The following is a 21152-nucleotide window of genomic DNA, read 5'->3' as shown; positions in this document are numbered from 1 at the left end:
CCCCACCCGGCCTGCGGGCCTCACCGACCCGGTCCTCGTTGTCACTCTCACCTTCAGAGTGCTAACGCCAATGATTAGCACTCGGCATGCCCGAGTGCAAGGTGCGCCCGCGTAGCGGGCTCGATGAGGGGCGGTGGTCGGGTGACGGGCGGGCGCAAGCGCCTCTGGTGGGGAGGCCGCCTCCGGCCGGGATCAGCCGGAGGCGAACAGAGGGGAGGGGGCGGGGCGCGGCGGGCAGGACGAAGGGCCCACACCCCGCAAGGTGTGGGCCCTTCGTGTGATGTACGTTCAGGCGGTGACGCGAACCATGTCGGCCTGCGGGCCCTTCTGACCCTGCGAGATCTCGAACTCGACCCGCTGGCCCTCTTCCAGCGTGCGGTAGCCGTCCATCTGGATCGCGCTGTAGTGGACGAAGACGTCCGCACCACCGTCGACCGCGATGAAGCCGTACCCCTTCTCCGCGTTGAACCACTTGACGGTGCCCTGAGCCATGCCTAACTCCCCTATTACTGGCCCTTGCACAGATCCGCACTTCGCGGATCCGGGTCAGACCTCACCCCCCGTGAATCGGGGGCGTGCGCCGGAACGCGTCGACCGCGGCTGAATGTATCTGTCCAACTGCCGTCTGCAACAGGTCAATCGGACGAGAAATCCGGGCGGGAGCGGTCCGGAATGTGACGAGAATTCGGCTGAACCCTGGGCAAGTCGGGCCCCATAAACACGGCAAATGCCGCAAAATACCCGCGGATTTTGGCTGTTTCTCATCGGCGGGCGGCAGAAATCAAGGGGCGCTCGACCGGGAGATCCGGGGCGCCTTCCCCAACTCTACCGCGCTCAATCACATGGAATTGCCCCCTCCGCTTCTCCCGCGGAGGGGGCAATTCACCGGATACTCCGATCACCGTCATTACCGACGGTAATGATCAGCCGCCGGCGACCGCCGGGATGATCGAGACACCGGCGCCGTCCGGGGTGGCCGTCTCCAGGCCCTGCTCGAAACGGACGTCGTCGTCGTTGACGTAGACGTTGACGAAGCGGCGCAGCTTGCCCTGGTCGTCCAGGACGCGCGCGGCGATGCCCGTGTGGTTCTTCTCCAGGTCGGAGATGACCTCGGCGAGGGTGGCGCCGTCGGCGCTCACCTCGGCCCGCCCGCCGGTGTAGGTGCGCAGGATGGTGGGGATGCGAACGGTCACGCTCATGCGAGGCCAGCCTCTCGGAAGGAGTCCAGGGTGGGGCGGATGGTGGCGGTCAGACCGGTGCCGGCCACCGCGTCCAGGGTCTTGAGGCCGTCGCCGGTGTTGAGCACGACGGTGGTCTTCGACGGGTCGAGCAGACCGCTCTCGACAAGCTTCCTGGTGACGCCGACCGTCACCCCGCCCGCGGTCTCCGCGAAGATGCCCTCGGTGCGGGCCAGCAGCTTGATCGCGTCGACGACCTGCTCGTCCGTCACGTCCTCCACGGCGCCGCCGGTGCGGCGCGCGATGTCCAGGACGTAGGGGCCGTCGGCCGGGTTGCCGATGGCGAGGGACTTGGCGATGGTGTCCGGCTTCTGCGGGCGCACCACGTCGTGTCCGGCCTTGAAGGCGGTGGAGACCGGCGAGCAGCCCTCGGCCTGGGCGCCGAAGATCTTGTACGGCTTGTCCTCGACCAGGCCGAGCGCGATCAGCTCGCGCAGGCCCTTGTCGACCTTGGTGAGCTGGGAGCCGGAGGCGATCGGGACGACGATCTGGTCGGGCAGCCGCCAGCCGAGCTGCTCGCAGACCTCGTACGCCAGCGTCTTGGAGCCCTCGGCGTAGTACGGCCGCAGATTGACGTTCACGAAGCCCCAGCCCTCGCCGGCCGGGTCGCCGATCAGCTCGGAGCAGAAGCGGTTCACATCGTCGTAGTTGCCCTCGATGCCGACGAGTTCGCCGCCGTAGATCGCGGCCATGACGACCTTGCCCTGCTCCAGGTCGTGCGGGATGAACACGCAGGAGCGCAGTCCGGCGCGGGCGGCGGCGGCGCCGACGGCACCGGCCAGGTTGCCGGTGGAGGAGCAGGACAGGGTGGTGAAGCCGAAGGCGCGGGCGGCCTCCAGCGCCTGGGCGACGACGCGGTCCTTGAAGGAGTGCGTCGGGTTGCCGGAGTCGTCCTTGACGAACAGCTTGCCGGTGTCGACGCCGAGTTCGGCGGCGAGGCGGTCGGCCTGGACGAGCTTGGTCCAGCCGGGGTTGATGTTCGGCTTGCCGGCCACGTCGGCGGGGACGGGCAGCAGCGGGGCGTAGCGCCAGATGTTCGCGGGGCCCGCTTCGATCCGCCGGCGCAGCTCCTCGGTGTCGTAGCCCGAGAAGTCGTAGGCGATCTCCAGCGGGCCGAAACACTCCTCGCAGGCGAAGACCGGGCCGAGCGGCACGCGGTGACCGCACTCGCGGCAGCTGAGCGCCGCGGCGGGACCGAGGTCGACGGTGGAGTCGGTGCTGGTGGCAACTGTCTGCACAGCCATGGAGGCGAGGCCCTTTCTCCTCATCTTCCCCACGACGCATCTCGCCGTGAGACGGAATTGGCACCTTCCCGAGCCGGGAGCCTCGCGGTGGCGACCGCGCGACGGCGATCGGTACGAGACCGGCTGGAGGGTTGCCGGGGCTTCATCGGGCCGTGTCCCTCTGCCCCTCTGGATGAGCGGTATTCGATTGTGGGGCGCGGCGACCCCGGCATGCGACGGTCGTCCGCGTTGTTCAAGACTGTAACCGACGGCCAGGACAGCGAGAGACCGTCGTCCGAACCGCGAGACAGATCACACGATGATGTGATCCGGTCCGTACCGCAGGCCGCAGCGAGCCGCGCAGGAGTGCCGCGCAGGAGTGAGGAGCCACCGACCGTGCTGGAAGAAGTCGAGCGCTGGCTGAGGACACGTTCCTGGTCCGTCGCCGACCGGCCGCTCCCCGGCGTCCTGGCCGCCAAACGCGCGAGCGGCGCCACGGTCAGCGTGGTGCTGCCCGCGCTGAACGAGGAGGAGACGGTCGGGGACATCGTCGCCGTGATCCGGCGCGAGCTGATGGCGCGGGTGCCGCTGGTCGACGAACTCGTCGTGGTCGACTCGGGCTCCACCGACCGCACCTCGCGGGTGGCCGCCGCGGCGGGCGCGCGGGTGGTGCACCGCGACACCATCCTGCCGCGCATCCCCGCCGTGCCCGGCAAGGGCGAGGTGCTGTGGCGCTCGCTGCTGGTGACCCGCGGGGACGTCGTCTGCTTCGTCGACGCCGATCTGCGCGAGTTCTCCGCCGACTTCGTCACCGGGATCGTCGGCCCGCTGCTGACCGACCCGGACGTCCAGCTGGTCAAGGCCATGTACGACCGGCCGCTGGGCACCGCCGCCGGGCAGGGCGGCCGGGTCACCGAGCTGATGGCCCGGCCGCTGCTGAACATGCACTGGCCGCAGCTGGCCGGTTTTGTGCAGCCGCTGGGCGGCGAGTACGCGGCCCGCCGCTCGCTGCTCGAACAGCTGCCGTTCCCGGTCGGCTACGGCGTCGAGCTGGGCATGCTCGTGGACGCGCTGCACCTGGTCGGTCTGGACGCGCTGGCCCAGGTCGACGTCGGTGAGCGCATCCACCGCCACCAGGACGGGCAGGCGCTCGGCCGGATGTCCGCCGCGATCTACCGCACCGCCCAGCTCCGGCTGGCCCGCGGCCATCTGGTGCGCCCCTCGCTCACGCAGTTCGAGCGCGGCGAGGACGGCTTCGAGCCGCGCACGTACTCCGTCGACACCGAGGAACGGCCGCCGATGAGTGAGATCGCGGAGTACGCGGCACGGCGGGTCGCCTGAGCGGCGGCCCGCCGCCGGGGCCGCCCCGGCCCCGTCAGCCGGCCACGCCGTCCGACCAGCGCCAGCGGCCCGCGCCGTCCTGCGCGCAGGTCAGGTACTCGCCGCCCTTGCCGTAGGTGCTCATGCCGTGGTGCCGGTTGGCGCAGAACTGGCCGTCGGCGTAGCAGTTGCCGGCCGGGCTGGTGAGGGCGCACGCCTTGCTGCCGCTGTTCCCGCCGCCGCTGCCGCCGGTCGTGCCACCGCTGCCTCCGCTCGTGCCTCCGCTGCCGTCGCCGGAGGCGGTCTTCGCGGGGGCCGGGGTGTGCAGCGGCCGGCCGGCGCAGTCGCGGCCGTCGCGCGCCACGGTGAACGTCACCGCGCCGCCGTCGGCGCGCTGCTCGCAGACCTTCTCGGTCGCGCCCCAGGAGGAGGCGCTCCGGCCGGTGCCCTGGAGGTGGACGGCGTAGCGCAGGCCGCCGGCCCGCGCCGCGGCGACGGCCGTGCCGACGCCGGAACCGGTGTAGTCGCGCAGGGTGGCGGCCGGGGTCGCGGTGGCGGACGCGGCGGGCCGCGTACTCGCCGGCTCCGTCGCCGGTTCCCCGGACGGCTCCGGGGCGGCGCTGGTGGCCGCCGCGGTGGCCGTGGCCGGTGCCGGGTGCGCCGCCGGCGTCCCGGAGTCGTCGTCGCAGCCGGCCAGCGCCAGCACACCGGCGGCGAGCAGCGCCGCGGTGCCGGCGATCCGGCGCACGCGCAGAAGTTGCATGGAACCCCACCCCTCACAGACCGTCCCGCGCACGGCACGGGACGGAGATCACTGACATGCACCGCACATCTTCGGGGTCTTCACACTTCTCTTACAAGTCGGCGGGCGGCGAAATCCGCACCGGCCCGCCGCTGCGCACGTTTGAGCGATCGGGGGCCGGGCTAGGTTGAGGACCATGGCTGCAACGCACGGTGCCGAGGTGCTGGTCGCGTCCAATCGCGGACCCGTTTCGTACGAGCTCGGCGAGGACGGTTCGCTGCGCGCGAGACGCGGCGGCGGCGGACTCGTCTCCGGTCTGTCCGCGATCGGCCCGGACGCGGGCGCGGTATGGGTGTGCGCCGCGCTCGGCGACGCCGACCGCGAGGCCGTACGGCGCTACGAGGACGGGCGCAGGCTGCCCGCCGAGGACACCGGCGGACAGCGGGTCCGGATGCTCGACATCGCCCCGGACGTCTTCTCCGACGCCTACAACGGCATCGCCAACTCGGTGCTGTGGTTCGTCCACCACATGCTCTACCAGACCCCGCTGGAGCCCGTCTTCGACGCGGAGTTCCGGCGGCAGTGGGCGTCGTACGAGGCGTACAACCGCGCCTTCGCCGAGGCGCTGGCGGAGGAGGCCGCCGAGGGCGCTGCCGTGGTGGTGCAGGACTACCACCTGACGCTGGTGCCGGGCATGCTGCGCGACTTCCGGCCGGATCTGCGCATCGGGCACTTCTCGCACACCCCGTGGGCGCCGGTGGACTACTTCCGGATGCTCCCCGACGACATCGCCCGCCAGGTGCTGCGCGGCATGCTGGGCGCGGACCGGCTGGGCTTCCTCACCCAGCGGTGGGCGGACGCCTTCGCCCAGTGCTGCGAGGCCCTGACCGACGGGCTCGGCGGCACCCGGCTCGGGGTGCACGGGCTCGGCGCGGACGCGGAGTTCCTGCGCGAGCGCGCCCACCGCGCCGACGTCAAGGAGCGGATGGCGCTGCTGCGCGAGGAGATCGGCACGGCCCCGGACGGCGGCGCCCGCCGGACGGTCGTCCGGGTGGACCGCACCGAGCTGTCCAAGAACATCGTCCGCGGGCTGCTGGCCTACCGGCACCTGCTGGAAGAGCGCCCCGAGTGGCGCGAGCGGGTGGTGCACGTCGCCTTCGCCTACCCCTCGCGCCAGGACCTCGCCGTCTACCGGGAGTACACGGCCGAGGTGCGGCGGCTGGCCGAGGAGATCAACGAGCGGTACGGCACGCCCGGGTGGCGGCCGGTGCTGCTGCACGTCGAGGACGACTTCGCCCGCTCCCTCGCGGCGTACCGGATCGCGGACGTGGCGCTGGTCAACCCCATCCGCGACGGCATGAACCTGGTCGCCAAGGAGGTGCCGGTCGTCTCCGACGCCGGGTGCGCGCTGGTCCTGTCGCGGGAGGCGGGCGCCTGGGCCGAGCTGGGCCCGGACGCGGTGACGGTGAACCCGTACGACGTCGTCGGCACCGCCGAGGCCCTGCACACGGCGCTCACCATGCCGGTGGCGGAGCGGGCCGAGCGCTCCGGGCGGCTGGCCGCCGCGGCGACCGCCCTGCCCCCGGCCCGGTGGTTCCTGGACCAGCTGAGGGAACTGGACGCGGGCTGAGCCGCGGCCGGTCCCCGGCCGCTCACATACGGGCCGCCAGGGCGGCCAGCAGGCGCACCACTCCCTCCGGGCCCGGCACCACCAGGTCGGCCCGCGAGGAGAGTTCGGCGACCTCGCTGCTGCCGCTGCACACCAGGACGCCCGGCAGGCCCTCGGAACGGAGCTTGTCGACGGCGGTGAAGGCGGGCAGGTCCCCGAGGTCGTCACCGGCGTAGAGCACGGAGCCGGCGCCCAGGGCGCGGACGTGCTCCAGCAGGGCGACGCCCTTGTCCATGCCCGGCGGGCGCAGTTCGAGGACCATGCGGCCCGGTTCGACGATCAGTCCGTGGCGGGCCGCGAGGCCGGCGAGCGGCGCGCGCAGCGCCTCGAAGGCGGCCTGCGGGTCCTCGGCGCGCCGGGTGTGCACGGCCAGGGAGCGGCCCTTCTCCTCGATCCAGGTGCCCTGCCAGGCGCCGATCCGGTCGAGGAAGCCGGGCAGTTCGGCCCGGACGGCGGCGACCCCGGGATGCGGGTCCGGGGCGGTGACCTCCCCGGTGGCCGCGTCCCAGCGTTCGGCGCCGTAGTGGCCGAGGACGACGAGGTGGTCGAGGCCGGGGACACCGGCGAAGCCGCCGTTGCGCACGGCGACCCCGGCGGGGCGGCCGGTGACCACGACCACGGCGGCCACCTCGGGGGCGAGCGCGGCGAGCGCCGGGAGCGCCCCTGGATGCGCCCTGGCCCGGTCGGGGTCGGGCACGATCGGCGCCAGGGTGCCGTCGAAGTCGAGCGCGATCACCGCGCGCTCGGGCCGTGCCAGCAGCGCGGCCAGCCCGTCCCGCCCGGCCTGCGTGGCGGGCTCGGGCAGCGCGGGTGCGTCGGGAGCGGGGTCGGTCGAGTCCGTGTCGTGGCCCATGTGCCGAACCTATCCACACACGGCGCGGCCCACTCCTCGGCGGCGCCGGGTCTCAGCGCTCGGACCGGCGGGCGTCGCGCACCCGGCGCAGCCGGTTGACCGTCACCGGGTCGTGCTCCAGCGCGCGCACGTCGTCGAGCAGCGCGTTGAGCAGCTGGTAGTAGCGGACCGGGGAGAGGCCGAGCTCCTCGCGGATCGCGCGTTCCTTCACGCCCGGTCCGGTGAAGCCCCGGCGCTCCAGGGCGAGGATGTCCCGCTCCCGGCGCGCGAGGTGCCGCCCGGGTGCCTGCTCCGGTCCGCCGCCTGGTTCGTCGTCCGCGTCCATACGGGCACCGTAACCGCCGCCGCCGACACCCGCCGCGGCACGGCGCCGGGCGACGCGGTGCCGGGCGGCCGGGCTCAGCGCGCGTTCTCCTTGGCCTCCGCCTCCGAGGCCGCGGTCTGGAGCTGGTTGAGCACCCCGGTGGGGTCGCCGCCGGGGGCCACCGTGCCGCCGATGCGCTTCTTGACCTCGGCGCTGACCTGGGCCCAGGAGGTCTTGCCCGCCGGGTAGAGCTGGGCCAGCGACAGCTCCTGGAGGAAGGGCCACAGGTTCTTGTCCTGCGGTGCCTCGGCCATCGCCTCGGACGCGGAGGTGGTGACGGGCAGCAGGTCGTACTGGCGGGAGAAGTCGAGGACGTTCTTCTCGCTGTAGACGTAGTCGAGGAACTCGCCGATCTGCTTCTTGTGGCCGCCCTTCTTGAAGGCCATCATCCAGTCGGTGACACCCATGGTGGCCTTGGGCGTGCCGTTCTTGCCCGGCACCGGCACCATCCCGAACTTCACGCCCGCCTTGGCGGCCTTCTTCATCAGCGTGGGGTGGCCGTTGAGCATGCCGACCTGGCCCTTGGCGAAGGCGTCGAAGGCGTCCGCGCGGTTGAGCTTGCCGGGCGCGACGGGGCCGGTCAGGCCCTTGCCGACCAGCTCGTCGCGCAGCCAGGTGAAGGTCTCGGCGTTCTGCGGGGAGTTGATGGTGTACGTACCGATGTCGTCGGTGTACCCGGCGCCGCCGCTGAGCAGCCACTGCATGGTCTCGGCCTGCGCCTCCTCGGGGCCGAGCGGCAGCGCGTAGGGGTACTTCACGCCCTTGTCCTTCAGCGCCTCGGCGTCCTCGGCGAGGTCGTCCCATGTCTTGGGCGGGGTGAGGTGCGCCTGGTCGAAGAGGGTCTTGTTGTAGAAGAGCACCCGGGTGGAGGCGGCGAACGGGATGCCGTACTGCAGGTGGCGCACCTGGCCCGCGTCGGAGAGCTGGTCGAGGAAGTCGGCCTGCACGGCTATGGAGAGCAGGTCGTCGGCCTTGTAGAGCCGGTCCTGGGCGGCGTAGTCGGCGTACGCGCCGATCTGGGCCAGGTTCGGCGGGTCGCCGGCGTCGACCATCTCCTTGACCTTGCGGTCGACGTCGGTCCACGAATAGACCTTGACGTCGATCTTCACGCCGGAGTGCTGGGACTCGTATGCTCGGGCGAGCTTGTCCCAGTACTTCTGGGAGTTGTCGGCCGGGGAGTCGCCGTAGTCGGCGGCGACCAGTTTGAGCGTGACGTCGGAGGAGCCCGTGCTCCCGCAGCCGCCGAGGACCGAGGTCATGCCCAGTGCGGACACCGCCGCGATCATTCCTGCTCTACGCCGCTGCACTGTGTTCCCGCCCCAACCGTCTCGTGTTCACCATGCGGACACGATAGGTCTACACCACGTGAGTGGACTAGACCTCTCGCGGGTCAAAGGGCCACACTGTCATCTGTGAGACACGTCATCGCGCTCGATGTGGGCGGCACCGGGATGAAGGCCGCACTGGTCGACGAGAACGGCGGGCTGCTCCACCAGGCGCGCCGGCCCACCGGCCGCGAGCGCGGCCCGGACGCCGTCGTCGAGGGCATCCTCGGCTTCGCCGCCGAACTGCGCGCCCACGGCGCCGAGCGCTTCGGCGAGCCGGCCGCGGCGGCCGGTGTCGCCGTCCCCGGCATCGTCGACGAGGACGAGGGCGTCGCCGCCTACGCCGCCAACCTCGGCTGGCGCGACGTCCCCCTGCGCGACCTGCTCGGCCGGCGTCTCGGCCTGCCCGTCGCCCTCGGCCACGACGTACGCACCGGCGGGCTCGCCGAGGGCCGGATCGGCGCGGGCAAGGGCGCCGACCGCTATCTGTTCGTCCCGCTGGGCACCGGCATCGCGGGCGCCATCGGCATCGACGGCCGGGTCGAGGCCGGTGCGCACGGCTTCGCCGGCGAGATCGGGCACATCGTCGTCCGGCCCGGCGGCACCGCATGCCCCTGCGGCCAGCACGGCTGCCTGGAGCGGTACGCGTCCGCCTCCGCGGTCAGCCTGGCCTGGGCCGAGGCGTGCGGCGACGCGGACGCCGACGCGGCCGACTGCGCCAAGGCCGTGCGGTCCGGCGACACCCGGGCCCGCGCGGTGTGGCAGGAGGCCGTGGACGCCCTCGCCGACGGCCTGGTCACCGCACTCACCCTGCTGGACCCGCGCACCCTGATCATCGGCGGCGGGCTCGCCGAGGCCGGCGAGACGCTCTTCGCCCCGCTGCGCGAGGCCGTACGCCGCCGGGTCACCTTCCAGAAGCTGCCCGCCATCGTCCCCGCGGCCCTCGGCGACACCGCCGGCTGCCTCGGCGCGGGCCTGCTCGCCTGGGACCTCCTCGGCGGCACGTCCGCCGCGGCCGCACCGCACTCTCCCTCTTCCACGACTCCCCGGAGGTAGCCACCAGATGGCCCCCAGCAAGGTTCTCGACGGCGCCCGGGTGGTGCTGCCCACCGGGATCGCGGACGGCGGCCGGGTGATCGTCGACGGCACGCGGATCGCCGGGACCGCACCGGAGAACACCCCGACCGTCGATGTCAGCGGGCACTGGCTGGTCCCCGGCTTCGTCGACCTCCACAACCACGGCGGCGGCGGCGCGGCCTTCTCCGGCTCCGCCGACGACGTCATGACCGCCGTACGCACCCACCGGGCGCACGGCACCACCACCGTCGTCGCCTCCACCGTCACCGACGACATGGGCATCCTCACCAAGCAGGCCGGACTGCTGTCCGAACTGGCCGAGCAGGGCGAGATCGCCGGCATCCACTTCGAGGGGCCCTTCATCTCCCCGTGCCGCAAGGGCGCCCACTCCGAGGCCCTGCTGCGCCACCCGGACCCGGCCGACGTGCGCAGGCTGGTCGACGCGGCCCGCGGCCACGCCAAGATGGTCACCCTCGCCGCCGAACTGCCCGGCGGCCTGGACTCCGTACGGCTGCTCGCCGAGCGCGGGGTGATCGCGGCCATCGGGCACACCGACGCCACCTACGAGCAGACCGTGGAGGCGATCGACGCCGGGGCCACCGTCGCCACCCACCTGTTCAACGCGATGCCGACGCTCGGCCACCGCGCCCCCGGCCCGATCGCCGCCCTGCTGGAGGACGAGCGGGTCACCGTCGAGCTGATCAACGACGGCGTCCATCTGCACCCCGCGGCCCTGGAACTCGCCTTCCACCACGCCGGTGCGGCCCGGGTCGCCTTCATCACCGACGCCATGGACGCCGCCGGGTCCGGCGACGGCCGCTATCTGCTCGGCCCGCTGGAGGTCGACGTCACCGACGGCGTCGCCCGTCTGGTGGAGGGCGGCTCCATCGCCGGTTCGACGCTCACCCTGGACCGGGCGTTCCGGCGCGCGGTCACCGTCGACGGGCTGCCCGTCGAGGACGTGGTGGCGGCGCTGTCCGCCAACCCGGCCCGGCTGCTCGGCGTGGACGACCGCGTCGGCTCCCTGGAGCCCGGCAAGGACGCCGACCTCGTCCTGCTCGACGAGGACTTCGTCCTCAAGGGCGTGATGCGGCGCGGCGAGTGGGTGGTCGATCCCCAACTGGGCTGATCCGTCCGCCCGTCCGCCGGACGTTCCGACCCGGTGAGCGGGCCCGGGGGTGGGCGGCGCGCCGTCCGTTTGGCATGATCGGAGCTCCGGCGCACCGCCGGAGCTCCGTGCACGCGTACTACCCGGGGGAGGCCGGACCACGTGATCCTCACGGTCACGCTGAACACCGCTCTCGACATCACCTACCGGGTGCCGTCCCTGCGGCCCCATGGCTCGCACCGGGTGTCGGAGGTGACCGAGCGGCCCGGCGGCAAGGGCATCAACGTGGCCCGCGTCCTGGCGGCCCTCGGCCACCGGGTGACCGTCACCGGCTTCTCGGGCGGCGCCACCGGCGACGAGGTGCGCACCCGGCTCGCGGACGAGCCCGGTGTGACGGACGCGCTGGTCCCGGTGGCCGGCGCGACCCGGCGCACCGTCGCGGTGGTGGACGAGCAGACCGGCGACACCACCCAGCTCAACGAGCCGGGCCCGCTGGTCACCGCCGCCGAGTGGGCGGCCTTCCAGGACGCCTACGAGGACATGCTGTCCGGCGTGGCGGCGGTGGCGCTGTGCGGCAGCCTGCCGCCCGGACTGCCGGTGGGCGCCTACGCCGTCCTGGTGCGCGCGGCCCGCGCGGCGGACGTGCCGGTGCTGCTGGACACCAGCGGCGAGGCGCTGCGGCGCGGACTGGCCGCCCGCCCCGACATCATCAAGCCCAACGCCGACGAACTGGCCGAGCTGACCGGTTCCCACGAGCCGCAGCGGGCCACCCAGGACGCCCGCAGGCGCGGCGCCCGCACGGTCATCGCCTCCCTGGGCGCCGAGGGCCTGCTCGCCCGCACCCCGGACGGCATGTGGCGGGCCGCCCCGCCCGCCCGTGTGCACGGCAACCCGACCGGCGCGGGCGACTCGGCCGTCGCCGGCCTGCTCTCCGGCCTGGTGGAGAACCTCCCCTGGCCGGACCGCCTCGCCCGCGCGGTCGCCCTCTCCGCCGCGACGGTCCTGTCCCCCACGGCGGGCGACTTCGACCGGGCCGCCTACCGGGAGCTGCTGGAGCAGGTGGAGGTCAGCGGCGAGGGCGGCGCGGCCTGAGGGTCAGCCCTTGTAGTCGACCCAGCCCTTGACCAGCCAGAGCTGGTCGAGGGCGGCATCGCACTGGTCGCCCTGCTCGCAGGAGATCTTGAGGGTGTTGGTGCCCTTGTTGAGCTGGATCCAGTTGTAGGTCTTGGTCCAGCCCTTCTCGTAGTCGCCCTCGGGGGCGTTCGCCCAGTTCTTCAGCTTGACGGCGGTGGTGGAGGGGGTGCCGTTGACCGTGAGGGTGGCCTTGCCGTCCTTGCCGGGGACGCTGTAGCCCACGTAGACGCTGTACCTGCCGCTGTCCGGGATGCCGTTGACGGTCCAGGTGACCGAGGCGCCGACCTTGTTGAAGTTGGTGACGTAGACACCGCCGTCCGCCTGGGCACCCTTGATGTCCGAGGCGGTGGACGCGCCGCCGCCCAGGAGCAGGGCCTTCGCGTCGATCTTGGGGAGTTCGCCGTCGGGGGCCACGGTGCTGTTCGACGAGGGGCTGGGCGGGGCGCTCTGGGTGGACGGCGGGGCCGTGGTGCCGCCCGTGGCGCCGTCCTTGGTGTCGTCCTTGTCGTTGAGCATGGCGAAGGTGATGCCTATGACCACGGCGGCGACCACCACGACGGCACCGATCAGCAGTCCCTTGGTGTTGGGCCCGCGCCGGCCACCGCCGCCGGGGCCGCCCTGGACCGGCTGCCGGGGCGGCTGCTGGCCGCCGGGCAGGGTCTCCGGGGCCGCGTAGTGCGCACTCGGCCGGCCGTACGCGCCCTGCTGCTGAGGAGCCTGGCCGTAGGCCGCCGTGGGGGCCTGCTGCGTCTGCTGGGGCTGCTGGCCGTACTGACGCTGGCCGACGGCGCGGACCCGGTTGACCGAGCCCGGGTAGCCGTAACCGCCGGAGGGCGGCTGGGCTCCGTTGGCCTGACCGTCGGCGTACAGGTAGCCGAACGGGTCGTCGTCCTCGGGCGTGCTCGGGCCGTTGTCGCCGGGCGTCATCCCTAGGTCTCCTCAACAGGTGCGGGTCGGATGCGGTACGTCGTGAGGATGGCGAGCCTACCCGCTCCCGTGGGACCGAACGGGTGACTCACCCCGCATCAACGCGCTGACCTGCGGATCAACCGGCGCGGCGATGTTGTTTGGGACGAGATCGTTTCTCGACGTACATCCGCTCGTCGGCGGACTTCAGCACTTCGTCCGCCGTCATCCCGCAATGGGCCCAGCCGATGCCGAAGCTGGCGCCGACCCGGACGGCCCGGCCCTCGGCGCGGATGGGCTGGATGATCTCGTTGCGCAGCCGTACGGCGAGGTCCTGGGCGTCGGCGCGGCCGAGGCCGTCGGCGAGGATCACGAACTCGTCGCCGCCGAGCCGGGCCACCGTGTCACCGTCGCGGACGCCGCCCGACAGCCGCCGGGCCACCTCGATGAGGACGGCGTCGCCCGCGTTGTGCCCGAAGCGGTCGTTGATCGACTTGAAGCCGTCCAGGTCGCAGAAGAGGACCGCGAGCCCCTTGGTGCCGTCGTCCCGGTCGCCCTCGGGGGCGATGGTGTGCACATGGTGGTCGTAGCCGTCGTAGGGCTGTGGACCGGAGTCGAAGTCGAAGCCGTGGTCATGGCCGCCGTCGCCCGCCGGGTGGACCGGGTGGCCGTAGGCCGCGTCGAGCGAGGCGAGTTCCTCGGCGTGCGCCGACTGCGGGCGCCGGCACAGGCGGGCGGCGAGCCGGGAGCGCAGCTCGGCGCTGTTGGGCAGGCCGGTCAGGGAGTCGTGGGAGGCGCGGTGGGCGAGGTGCAGCTCGCGGCGCTTGCGCTCCTCGATGTCCTCGACGTGGGTGAGCAGGAAGCGGGGCCCGTCGGCGGCGTCGGCGACCACCGAGTTGCGCAAAGAGACCCAGACGTAGCTGCCGTCGCGGCGGCCCAGGCGCAGCTCGGCCCGGCCGCCCTCGGCGGAGGTGCGCAGCAGGGTGCCTATGTCCTCGGGGTGGACGAGGTCGGAGAAGGAGTAGCGGCGCATCGCGGAGGCGGGGCGGCCCAGCAGCCGGCACAGGGCGTCGTTGGTGCGCAGGATCCGGCCGTGCTGGTCGCCGCCCATCTCGGCGATGGCCATGCCGGAGGGCGCGTACTCGAAGGCCTGCCGGAAGCTCTCCTCGCTGGCGCGCAGGGCCTGCTGCTCACGCTCCAGGCGCACCAGGGCGCGCTGCATGTTCGCGCGCAGCCGGGCGTTGCTGATCGCGATGGCCGCCTGGAACGCGTACACCTGGAGCGCCTCGCGGCCCCAGGCGCCGGGGCGGCGGCCGTTGCGCGGGCGGTCCACGGAGAGCACGCCGAGCAGCTCGCCCGGGGAGCCGCCGGGCGCGCCGGGCGAGTACATCGGGGCGAAGAGCCGGTCGGAGGGGTGCCACTCGTCCTCGAAGCGGGGAGCGGGCCCGTCGGTGTACCACTGCGGGACGTCGTCGTCGTCGAGGACCCAGCCCTCGGTGTGCGGGATGAAGACCAGGTCGCCCCAGGACTCGCCCATGGTCAGCCGGCGCTCCCAGGAGGCGCGGGAGCCGACCCGGCCGGTGATCAGGGCCTCGGCGGCGGGGTTCCCGGAGAAGGCGGCGACGACGAGGTCGCCGTCGGGGCGTACGAGGTTGACGCACGCCAGTTCGTATCCGAGGCCGGTCACGACGCCGTCGGCCACGGTCTGGAGCGTGTCGGCCAGGCTGCGCGCGGTGTTCATGTCCGCCATGACCTGGTGCAGCTGCCGCAGGGTCGCAAGGCGGACGTACGGCTCCGACTCGGTCTCCATGCTCGCCCTCCCCCCGAGACCTCGCAGTGAATCAAAGGGTCTTCTTCGGCGTATCGTGCGTGCGGTCTACGCCACTGAATCACAGCGTGAAGCCCACTCGGTACACAGGGTCAACAATTCACGCTGCTTGTGACTCAAGTCACAGGCGAACGTGAACAATTGGGTAGAGTTTCTGCTTTTTCCCAAGCGTTGACGGAACGCAAACTCTCTCGTGTGCGGACATGATGCACGAGACGGCCGCCGAACGGGTCGGAATCGCTGGTTCCGATGTTTTCGCGGGGGTTCGACGGTTGCGGGGGTGGCGACGGTTGCGGGGGTTCGACGGCTGTGGGGTTCGACGGCTGCCCGCTGGGTCCGTGGACCTAGGTCCGGGCTCGGGCCATGGCCCGATGCGGGCGGCGCGGGCCGGTCATTAGCGTTGTTGTGTGCTGAACACTTCCTCCGCCCCGTCCTCCGCCCTCGCCCCGGCCTTTCCCGGGCATGCTGAGGGGGTGACCGACGACGAGTTCCGTGCCGCGATGTCCCGGCTGGCCGCGGGCGTGGTCCTGGTGACCGCGCAGGAGCCGCCGCTCGACGCGGAGGACCCGCTGGCGCCGGTCGGCGAGGACGTGGGCATGACCGCGACGGCGTTCCTCTCGGTGTCCCTGGACCCGCCGCTGGCCCTGGTCAGCCTGCGCACCGGCTCCCGCATGGACGACCTGCTCGCGGAACAGCCGCTGTGGGCGGTGTCCGTCCTGACCGGGAACCAGCGGCACATCGCCGGCCGCTTCGCGATGAAGGGCCGCATCAGCGACCGTCTGCTCTTCGCGGACGTCCCCCACACGCGCGGCGAGGTGTCCGGCGCCCCGCTGGTGGACGACGCGCTGGCCACCCTGGAGCTGCGCACCGAGCAGCGGGTCCCGGCGGGCGACCACACCCTGGTCGTCGGCCGCGTCCTGACGGCCCGCCTCCCGGGCGCCGACGACGGCCCGCTGCTGTACTTCCGGGGGCGGTACCGGCAGCTGGGCTGAGCGGGGCCTCCGGGGGCGGCAGCAACCGCCCTCCTCCCCCGGCCCCTGGGTCTCACCCCTGTCCCTCGGGCCTCGGGCCTCGGGCCTCGGGCCTCGGGCCTCGGGCCGGCCGTAATCCGGTGGCCGGGCGGCGGACGCGCCGCCTACGGTGCGCGCATGACGACCCCCGGCCCCGGCCCCGGTCCCGGCACCGGCTCAGCGCCCCGCCTCGAAGAGATCACCCCGGCGAACCTGGACGCCGCCCTCGGCATCCGGGTCCGCCCCGACCAGGAGCACGCGGTCGCGCCGGTCGTGAAGTCCCTGGCCGAGGCGTACGCGTGGCCGGGCGTCGCCTGGCCGCGCCTGATCGTCGACGACGGGCGTCCCGTGGGCTTCCTGATGGCCTTCCTCGGCATCGACTGGCACCAGGACGGCAGCGAACTGCGCTCGGGGCTGTGGCGGCTGAACATCGCGGCCGGCGAGCAGGGCCGCGGCTACGGCCGGTTCGCCGTCGGCGCCGTAGCGGCGGAGATCCGCCGCCGGGGCGAGAGGGAGATGTACGTGTCCTGGCACCCCGGTCCGGACGGCCCGGAGCGCTTCTACCTCGGGCTCGGCTTCCGTACGAACGGGGAGACGAGCGGGGGCCAGACGGTGGGCGTGCTCGGCCTGGAGGCGGTCCCGGCCGGGACGTGAGCGCGCCCGCGGGCACATGACCGCGACAGCGACCGCTGTGCCTGCCGCCTACCTCCAGTCACGACCCGTGCGGCCCCGCTTCGTCTCCGAGCGCTGCTTCTTCTCGCGCAGCCGCCGCTCGTTGATCCCGCGGGGGATGCGGGTGGGCCTGCGGGGCTTGGGCGGGGGCGCGGTCGCCTCGGCGAGGAGCGCGGCGAGGCGTACGGCGGCGGTCTCGCGGTTGCGCCACTGGGAGCGGTGCTCGGAGGCGCGGACGGTGACGACGCCGTCGACGAGCCGGCCGGCCAGCCGGTGCAGGGCGCGCTCCTTCCACACCTCGGGCAGCGCCTCGGTGTTCGCCAGGTCGAAGCGCAGCTCCACCTGGCTGTCGGAGGTGTTGACGTGCTGGCCGCCGGGCCCCGAGGACCGCGAGAAGCGCCAGACCAGCTCGGCCTCGGGGAGCACGACGGAGCCGCGGATGACATGGGGACCGGACATGTCCTCCATGGTCCCTCGCGTGTCCGGGTCACGTCACCGGAATTTCGGTACCGGAGGTACCGGTCGGGGCTGTCCGGGCTGACCGGGCGTTCGAACCCACCTTGGTAAAAAAGGTAAAGGCGTCAGGAACCATGGGGACCCTCTCGGCGTTCCTAGGGGTGGCGGTAGCTTCGTCCGCACACGCAACGAGGGAAGGGACTCCCAACAATGGCTGTAAGCCTCTCCAAGGGCGGCAATGTCTCGCTCACCAAGGAAGCTCCGGGCCTGACCGCCGTCACCGTGGGCCTCGGCTGGGACGTCCGCACCACCACCGGCACGGACTTCGACCTCGACGCCTCCGCGATCGCGGTCAACACCCAGGGCAAGGTCTACTCCGACGGCCACTTCGTCTTCTTCAACAACAAGCAGACCCCGGACAACACCATCGTCCACACCGGTGACAACCGCACCGGCGAGGGCGAGGGCGACGACGAGGCGATCAACGTCAACCTGGCCGGCCTCCCGGCCGACATCGACAAGATCGTCTTCCCGGTCTCCATCTACGACGCCGAGAACCGCGGGCAGAACTTCGGCCAGGTGCGCAACGCGTACATCCGCATCATCAACCAGGCCGGCGGCGCCGAGATCGCCCGCTACGACCTGTCGGAGGACGCCGCCACCGAGACCGCCATGGTCTTCGGCGAGCTGTACCGCAACGGCGCGGAGTGGAAGTTCCGCGCCGTCGGCCAGGGCTACGCCTCGGGCCTCGTGGGCATCGCGCAGGACTTCGGCGTGAGCGTCTGACGCGCCGCCACGCCAGGCCCGGAGCCCGGATCCGCGACGGCGGGTCCGGGCTCCGGCGCGCTCACGGCGCCGCCCGCGCGTAGGTTCCCCCTGTGATCATCGAACCTCTCGTGCTCTCCCCCGACCGCGCCCTGCCGGGCGAGCTGCTGACCGAACTCACCGCGCTCTACGCCTCCCAGCGCGACTTCCACGCCCTGAGCGGCGACTTCCCCGACCCGGACGACGTCCGCCCGGAGCAGGTCGCCGCCGCGCTCGCCGACGAGCTGGCCCATCCCGGCGCACAGGTGCTGCTGGCCCGCAGCGAGGGCGCCCTGGTCGGCGTCGCGATCACCCTGGACCACCACCCCGACCCGGCCGACCCCGACCCGTGGATCGGTCTGCTGATGGTGGACGCGGCGGCCCGCCGCCGGGGCCACGGCCGCCGCCTGGCCTCCCTCGTCGAGGACCGCTTCCGCGCGGCAGGCCGCCCCGCCGTACGCCTCGCCGTCCTGGACGGCAACCGCCCGGCCCTCGCCTTCTGGACCGCCCTCGGCTACCGCCCCCTCGCCCACCGCCGCGACCGCGAGGGCAACCGCCCGTGCACGGTCCTGCGCAAGGAACTGGGCATCGGCTCGGACCGGGCCGCGGCCGCGGGCTAGGGGCGGACGGCCTGGAGGAGGACGGGGCGGTTCGCGGACGTGTACTCGTCCGCGATGCCGAACACGCTTGCACAGCGTGGGCATTCGCCTCTGCCCCAGAGATGGGCGAGCCCGTCCGCGAGTGCCTCCTGACCGTCGCGGACGGCCGTCTCGTACATCCACCGGCCGGTACCGCAGAGGTCGCCCGGCGATGCCGGCCGCAGGTCGCGCTGGTCCACGTCACCCAGGTGCCAGTCCCGGACCGCCGAATAGCGCCCGTGGTCCCCGATGGCGATCGTCACCTCCGTGGCGCAGTGCGGGCAGGCCAGGTGGAAGAAGTCGTCCGTGAAATCCCCCAGGACGGCACTCCAGTGGTACTGCTCCCTGGCCGCCAGCAGATCGAGGAAGACCGCGAGGTAGTCGTCCGGCCGCGCTCGCAGCTGCCGGTCCAGCAGCGTACGGAACTCCGTGATCGCGTCGGCGCAGTCCGCCAGCAGATCGTCGCAGCCGTGGTGGCCTGCCGCGCGCCGCAGGATCCTCCCGGCCAGTCCGCGTGCCCGCGCACTTTCCGGGGCGAGCCGCACCAGGTGCGGGAAGACGGCGAACCCGGCGGGGAAGACCAGGTCGTGTTCGAGGACCAGCCGGTACCCGAGTTCCTCCCACGCCTCGGCGCTGTCGTCGCGTTCCACCCGCTCCAGAAGTGCGGGGACACGATCGACGTCCCCGTAGCAGTCGTACACCTGTTCCCGACCCACCCGCCCATTATGGGGCAACGCCTTGTGGGGCCACACCGATCGCCGCCCGTGGGGCCGGGCGTCAGGGCCGGGTGAAGGTCATGTGGGTGATGCCGCTGGGGGTCGTCACGGACTCGATCCGGAAGCGCTGCTCAAGCCCTTCGAGTCCGTCCCACAGGCGCTCGCCCCGGCCCAGGACGATCGGGACGACGGCGATGTGCAGATGGTCGACGAGGTCTTCGGCGAGGAACTCGCGGACCGTGGTCGGGCCGCCGCCGATCCGCACGTCCAGGCCGCCCGCGGCGTCGCGCGCCTGACGGAGCGCCTCCTGCGGTGTGGCGTCGATGAAGTGGAATGTGGTGCCGCCCTCCATCTCCACCGAGGGGCGCGGGTGGTGGGTCAGGACGAACACCGGGGTGTGGAAGGGCGGGTTGGGCCCCCACCAGCCGACCCAGTCGTCGTCCTCCCACGGCCCGCGCTGGGGGCCGAACTTGTTACGGCCCATGATCTCCGCCCCGATGCCGGCGTCCCAGGTGCCGGCGACGGCGTCATCGACTCCATGGCTCCCGTCCGGCTTGTCCTGCATCCGCCGGAAGGTACTGGTCGGGAAGAACCACTCGTGGAGCCGCGCGCCGGCGTGGCCGAACGGGGCGTCGAGACTCTGTCCCTCACCGGTGGCGAATCCGTCGACGGAGACGGAGAAGTTGTGGACCCTCACGCGGGACATTGCACGGACTCCTGCCCTCGAAGCGATGTGATTGCGAAATGCAATCACCAGCCGCGAGTGAGCCTAGACTCGGTGGTGGCGGAGTGCAATCACTGGAGGTGGGAATGCGGGACGAACCGCGGTCCGGATGCGCGATCAACGCGGCGGTGGAGGCACTCGGGGACCGGTGGAGCCTCATCGTCCTGCGCGACGTGGTCTTCGGCGGACGCAGGCACTTCCGCGAGCTGCTCAGCCACTCCGAGGAGGGGATCGCGTCGAACATCCTCAGCAGCCGCCTCAAGGCCCTCGTCGCCGGCGGACTCCTCACCCGCGAGCAGGCCGAACGAGGACACCGGGCGACCTACAGCCTCACGGAAGCGGGCATCCAGACGGTCCCCGTCATGGCCGCGCTCGGCTCCTGGGGCATGCGGCACCGCCCGACCACCCCCGAACTCACCGTCCGTGCCCGCCTCCTGGAGGAAGGCGGCCCGCAGCTCTGGCAGAACCTCATGGACGAACTCCGCGAGACCCACCTGGGCACCCCCCGCCCCGACCCCCACCAGCCACGCGCCTCCGAACTCCTCCGGACGGCCTACGAACAGGCGCTCACGGAGACCCGCTGACGGCGGAGGCGTCGGTGCCGCGCTCCCAGAGTTCCTCGGCGTGGTCGGAGAAGCGGGAGAACATGTCGCCGGGCCGGATGCCGCGCAGGTGGAGCAGGGGCGAGTCGTGGCCGACGAGCTGGGCGAGGTGGGGGGTGACCAGGGCGTCGCCGTCGAAGCGGAAGACGGAGAGCGAGACGTGGTTCATGGCGTCCTGGGGGGCGCTGAAGCGGGCTTCGAGGCCATCGATCGGGCCGAGCTTGGCGAGGTGTTCGAGGGTGATCCGGATACGGGTGGAGACGGTCAGGGCGACGTTCTCGACGGCCTCGCGCTGCCGGGTGACCTCGCCGTCGGGGTCACCGAGCAGAACACGGACGCGGACTCCTGCCCCGGCCTTGCGGCGGAGGGTCTCGACCAGGTCGGGCTGCTCCAGCCAGAGGAAGTAGTTGGTGTAGCCGCTGAGGAGGATGTCGGAGCCGGCGTCCCTGATCAGGTCCCCCCAGACCGACCTGGGGCAGGCCGACCGGTACGGGTAGGACGCGATGATCTCCTGCTCGCCACCCAGCCTGATCACATTCCGAACCGCCTTCGGCCACAGCATCGCCGCGTCAACCCCCAGAGCCTGTGAAGCGTCTTCTCGATTTCTCGCGTGCGGGATCAGCTCTCCGTCAGAGACCCACCTCTCCGCTCTCCCCAGTCTTGCCCGTCACGCCGACGCGCACGGCCGGTCGGCACGGAGTCGTTCCGGTATCGGCCAAAGCAGTGTGGTGGTCGAGGACGGC

The 21152-nt window shown here is 72.5% G+C and carries 23 protein-coding genes and 1 riboswitch; of the genes, 10 read left to right on the top strand and 13 right to left on the bottom strand.

From position 1 onward, the window contains the following. Nucleotides 1-288: 288 nt before the first annotated feature. From R4Z62_RS18835 to thrC, 3 genes are all read right to left on the bottom strand, one after another. Nucleotides 289-492 (bottom strand): cold-shock protein, encoded by a 204-nt coding sequence (locus tag R4Z62_RS18835; RefSeq protein ID WP_004986573.1) that lies wholly within the window; start codon nucleotides 490-492, stop codon nucleotides 289-291. Nucleotides 493-923: 431 nt separating this feature from the next. Beyond that, on the bottom strand, nucleotides 924-1199 hold the full coding sequence (locus R4Z62_RS18830) for a MoaD/ThiS family protein (protein ID WP_018567049.1): 276 nt from the start codon (nucleotides 1197-1199) through the stop codon (nucleotides 924-926). Continuing rightward, nucleotides 1196-2482, bottom strand: coding sequence for a threonine synthase (gene thrC, locus R4Z62_RS18825; protein ID WP_064533792.1), 1287 nt, complete (start codon nucleotides 2480-2482; stop codon nucleotides 1196-1198). The genes R4Z62_RS18830 and thrC overlap by 4 nt, the downstream gene beginning before the upstream one ends. 17 nt (nucleotides 2483-2499) lie before the next feature. Beyond that, a riboswitch (SAM riboswitch) is annotated at nucleotides 2500-2661 on the bottom strand. A 196-nt stretch (nucleotides 2662-2857) separates the two neighbouring features. Here thrC and R4Z62_RS18820 point away from each other — a divergent pair. Continuing rightward, nucleotides 2858-3802: a glucosyl-3-phosphoglycerate synthase gene (locus R4Z62_RS18820; protein WP_064533793.1), complete on the top strand. Its 945-nt coding sequence runs from the start codon at nucleotides 2858-2860 to the stop codon at nucleotides 3800-3802. A gap of 34 nt (nucleotides 3803-3836) precedes the next feature. Here R4Z62_RS18820 and R4Z62_RS18815 read toward each other — a convergent pair whose 3' ends face one another. Continuing rightward, nucleotides 3837-4544 carry a hypothetical protein gene (locus R4Z62_RS18815; protein ID WP_385499803.1) on the bottom strand — a complete coding sequence of 236 codons (708 nt, stop codon included), beginning with the start codon at nucleotides 4542-4544 and terminating at the stop codon, nucleotides 3837-3839. A gap of 175 nt (nucleotides 4545-4719) precedes the next feature. Here R4Z62_RS18815 and R4Z62_RS18810 point away from each other — a divergent pair, with 175 nt between their 5' ends. Further along, on the top strand, nucleotides 4720-6153 hold the full coding sequence (locus R4Z62_RS18810; protein WP_079158959.1) for an alpha,alpha-trehalose-phosphate synthase (UDP-forming): 1434 nt from the start codon (nucleotides 4720-4722) through the stop codon (nucleotides 6151-6153). A 22-nt stretch (nucleotides 6154-6175) separates the two neighbouring features. On the opposite strand, the gene otsB is transcribed toward R4Z62_RS18810, so the two are convergent. The 3 genes from otsB to R4Z62_RS18795 all read right to left on the bottom strand — a co-directional run bounded on the left by otsB (nucleotide 6176) and on the right by R4Z62_RS18795 (nucleotide 8716). Next, the gene (gene otsB / locus R4Z62_RS18805; protein ID WP_064533796.1) at nucleotides 6176-7045 is read right to left on the bottom strand and encodes a trehalose-phosphatase; all 870 of its coding nucleotides are present in this window, start codon (nucleotides 7043-7045) and stop codon (nucleotides 6176-6178) included. Nucleotides 7046-7097: 52 nt separating this feature from the next. Continuing rightward, entirely contained in the window at nucleotides 7098-7370 is a 273-nt protein-coding gene (locus R4Z62_RS18800) for a DUF3263 domain-containing protein (RefSeq protein WP_064533797.1), read from the bottom strand. 74 nt (nucleotides 7371-7444) lie between these two features. After that, nucleotides 7445-8716: an ABC transporter substrate-binding protein gene (locus R4Z62_RS18795; RefSeq protein ID WP_491520397.1), complete on the bottom strand. Its 1272-nt coding sequence runs from the start codon at nucleotides 8714-8716 to the stop codon at nucleotides 7445-7447. A gap of 105 nt (nucleotides 8717-8821) precedes the next feature. Between R4Z62_RS18795 and R4Z62_RS18790 the strand changes: the two genes are divergently transcribed. The 3 genes from R4Z62_RS18790 (at nucleotide 8822) to R4Z62_RS18780 (ending at nucleotide 12011) form a co-directional block, all read left to right on the top strand. After that, complete coding sequence (locus tag R4Z62_RS18790; RefSeq protein WP_079158960.1) at nucleotides 8822-9790, top strand: ROK family protein; 969 nt, start codon at nucleotides 8822-8824, stop codon at nucleotides 9788-9790. Between the two features lie 7 nt (nucleotides 9791-9797). Further along, nucleotides 9798-10940 (top strand): N-acetylglucosamine-6-phosphate deacetylase, encoded by a 1143-nt coding sequence (gene nagA / locus R4Z62_RS18785; RefSeq protein ID WP_064533800.1) that lies wholly within the window; start codon nucleotides 9798-9800, stop codon nucleotides 10938-10940. Nucleotides 10941-11081: 141 nt separating this feature from the next. Next, nucleotides 11082-12011, top strand: a complete 930-nt coding sequence (locus R4Z62_RS18780) for a 1-phosphofructokinase family hexose kinase (protein WP_491520396.1) — start codon at nucleotides 11082-11084, stop codon at nucleotides 12009-12011. Between the two features lie 3 nt (nucleotides 12012-12014). Here the strand turns inward: R4Z62_RS18780 and R4Z62_RS18775 are convergent, their stop codons facing one another. Further along, entirely contained in the window at nucleotides 12015-12980 is a 966-nt protein-coding gene (locus R4Z62_RS18775; protein ID WP_491520395.1) for a CBM35 domain-containing protein, read from the bottom strand. A 118-nt stretch (nucleotides 12981-13098) separates the two neighbouring features. Further along, nucleotides 13099-14769 (bottom strand): diguanylate cyclase CdgB, encoded by a 1671-nt coding sequence (cdgB, locus tag R4Z62_RS18770; protein ID WP_064533803.1) that lies wholly within the window; start codon nucleotides 14767-14769, stop codon nucleotides 13099-13101. 425 nt (nucleotides 14770-15194) lie between these two features. Between cdgB and R4Z62_RS18765 the strand changes: the two genes are divergently transcribed. Next, complete coding sequence (locus R4Z62_RS18765) at nucleotides 15195-15779, top strand: flavin reductase family protein (protein WP_355479353.1); 585 nt, start codon at nucleotides 15195-15197, stop codon at nucleotides 15777-15779. A gap of 156 nt (nucleotides 15780-15935) precedes the next feature. Next, nucleotides 15936-16451, top strand: a complete 516-nt coding sequence (locus tag R4Z62_RS18760; protein WP_491520394.1) for a GNAT family N-acetyltransferase — start codon at nucleotides 15936-15938, stop codon at nucleotides 16449-16451. A gap of 48 nt (nucleotides 16452-16499) precedes the next feature. Here the strand turns inward: R4Z62_RS18760 and arfB are convergent, their stop codons facing one another. Then, entirely contained in the window at nucleotides 16500-16928 is a 429-nt protein-coding gene (arfB, locus tag R4Z62_RS18755) for an alternative ribosome rescue aminoacyl-tRNA hydrolase ArfB (RefSeq protein WP_355479355.1), read from the bottom strand. 207 nt (nucleotides 16929-17135) lie between these two features. Here arfB and R4Z62_RS18750 point away from each other — a divergent pair, with 207 nt between their 5' ends. Both R4Z62_RS18750 and R4Z62_RS18745 read left to right on the top strand, forming a co-directional pair. After that, nucleotides 17136-17711, top strand: coding sequence for a TerD family protein (locus R4Z62_RS18750; RefSeq protein ID WP_018567033.1), 576 nt, complete (start codon nucleotides 17136-17138; stop codon nucleotides 17709-17711). A 92-nt stretch (nucleotides 17712-17803) separates the two neighbouring features. Then, nucleotides 17804-18349 carry a GNAT family N-acetyltransferase gene (locus R4Z62_RS18745; protein WP_385499773.1) on the top strand — a complete coding sequence of 182 codons (546 nt, stop codon included), beginning with the start codon at nucleotides 17804-17806 and terminating at the stop codon, nucleotides 18347-18349. On the opposite strand, the gene R4Z62_RS18740 is transcribed toward R4Z62_RS18745, so the two are convergent. Together R4Z62_RS18740 and R4Z62_RS18735 are read right to left on the bottom strand one after the other, a co-directional pair. Beyond that, nucleotides 18346-19083, bottom strand: coding sequence for a hypothetical protein (locus R4Z62_RS18740; protein WP_385499770.1), 738 nt, complete (start codon nucleotides 19081-19083; stop codon nucleotides 18346-18348). The genes R4Z62_RS18745 and R4Z62_RS18740 overlap by 4 nt on opposite strands. A gap of 61 nt (nucleotides 19084-19144) precedes the next feature. Continuing rightward, a complete protein-coding gene (locus tag R4Z62_RS18735; RefSeq protein WP_491520393.1) occupies nucleotides 19145-19789 on the bottom strand; it encodes a dihydrofolate reductase family protein in 645 nt (214 codons plus the stop codon). Nucleotides 19790-19893: 104 nt separating this feature from the next. Between R4Z62_RS18735 and R4Z62_RS18730 the strand changes: the two genes are divergently transcribed. Next, nucleotides 19894-20391: a winged helix-turn-helix transcriptional regulator gene (locus tag R4Z62_RS18730; RefSeq protein WP_491520392.1), complete on the top strand. Its 498-nt coding sequence runs from the start codon at nucleotides 19894-19896 to the stop codon at nucleotides 20389-20391. On the opposite strand, the gene R4Z62_RS18725 is transcribed toward R4Z62_RS18730, so the two are convergent. Then, on the bottom strand, nucleotides 20375-20944 hold the full coding sequence (locus R4Z62_RS18725; protein WP_491520391.1) for a phospholipase D-like domain-containing protein: 570 nt from the start codon (nucleotides 20942-20944) through the stop codon (nucleotides 20375-20377). The two genes, R4Z62_RS18730 and R4Z62_RS18725, sit on opposite strands and share 17 nt — an antisense overlap. Nucleotides 20945-21152: the final 208 nt, after the last annotated feature.

Source organism: Streptomyces sp. PL-25 (assembly GCF_058344915.1).
Note: the sequence above shows the minus strand (reverse complement) of the source record. Positions and strands in the feature narration are given on the sequence as shown.

Bases quoted from the DNA above. Each gene is read 5' to 3' on its own strand.
- R4Z62_RS18750 (WP_018567033.1), top strand. From the start codon at position 17,136: ATGGCTGTAAGCCTCTCCAAGGGCGGCAATGTCTCGCTCACCAAGGAA.
- cdgB (WP_064533803.1), bottom strand. From the start codon at position 14,769: ATGGAGACCGAGTCGGAGCCGTACGTCCGCCTTGCGACCCTGCGGCAG.
- R4Z62_RS18835 (WP_004986573.1), bottom strand. From the start codon at position 492: ATGGCTCAGGGCACCGTCAAGTGGTTCAACGCGGAGAAGGGGTACGGC.
- R4Z62_RS18815 (WP_385499803.1), bottom strand. From the start codon at position 4,544: ATGCAACTTCTGCGCGTGCGCCGGATCGCCGGCACCGCGGCGCTGCTC.
- R4Z62_RS18800 (WP_064533797.1), bottom strand. From the start codon at position 7,370: ATGGACGCGGACGACGAACCAGGCGGCGGACCGGAGCAGGCACCCGGG.
- otsB (WP_064533796.1), bottom strand. From the start codon at position 7,045: ATGGGCCACGACACGGACTCGACCGACCCCGCTCCCGACGCACCCGCG.
- thrC (WP_064533792.1), bottom strand. From the start codon at position 2,482: ATGGCTGTGCAGACAGTTGCCACCAGCACCGACTCCACCGTCGACCTC.
- R4Z62_RS18810 (WP_079158959.1), top strand. From the start codon at position 4,720: ATGGCTGCAACGCACGGTGCCGAGGTGCTGGTCGCGTCCAATCGCGGA.
- arfB (WP_355479355.1), bottom strand. From the start codon at position 16,928: ATGTCCGGTCCCCATGTCATCCGCGGCTCCGTCGTGCTCCCCGAGGCC.
- R4Z62_RS18735 (WP_491520393.1), bottom strand. From the start codon at position 19,789: ATGTCCCGCGTGAGGGTCCACAACTTCTCCGTCTCCGTCGACGGATTC.
- R4Z62_RS18760 (WP_491520394.1), top strand. From the start codon at position 15,936: ATGACGACCCCCGGCCCCGGCCCCGGTCCCGGCACCGGCTCAGCGCCC.
- R4Z62_RS18830 (WP_018567049.1), bottom strand. From the start codon at position 1,199: ATGAGCGTGACCGTTCGCATCCCCACCATCCTGCGCACCTACACCGGC.
- R4Z62_RS18775 (WP_491520395.1), bottom strand. From the start codon at position 12,980: ATGACGCCCGGCGACAACGGCCCGAGCACGCCCGAGGACGACGACCCG.
- R4Z62_RS18730 (WP_491520392.1), top strand. From the start codon at position 19,894: ATGCGGGACGAACCGCGGTCCGGATGCGCGATCAACGCGGCGGTGGAG.
- nagA (WP_064533800.1), top strand. From the start codon at position 9,798: ATGGCCCCCAGCAAGGTTCTCGACGGCGCCCGGGTGGTGCTGCCCACC.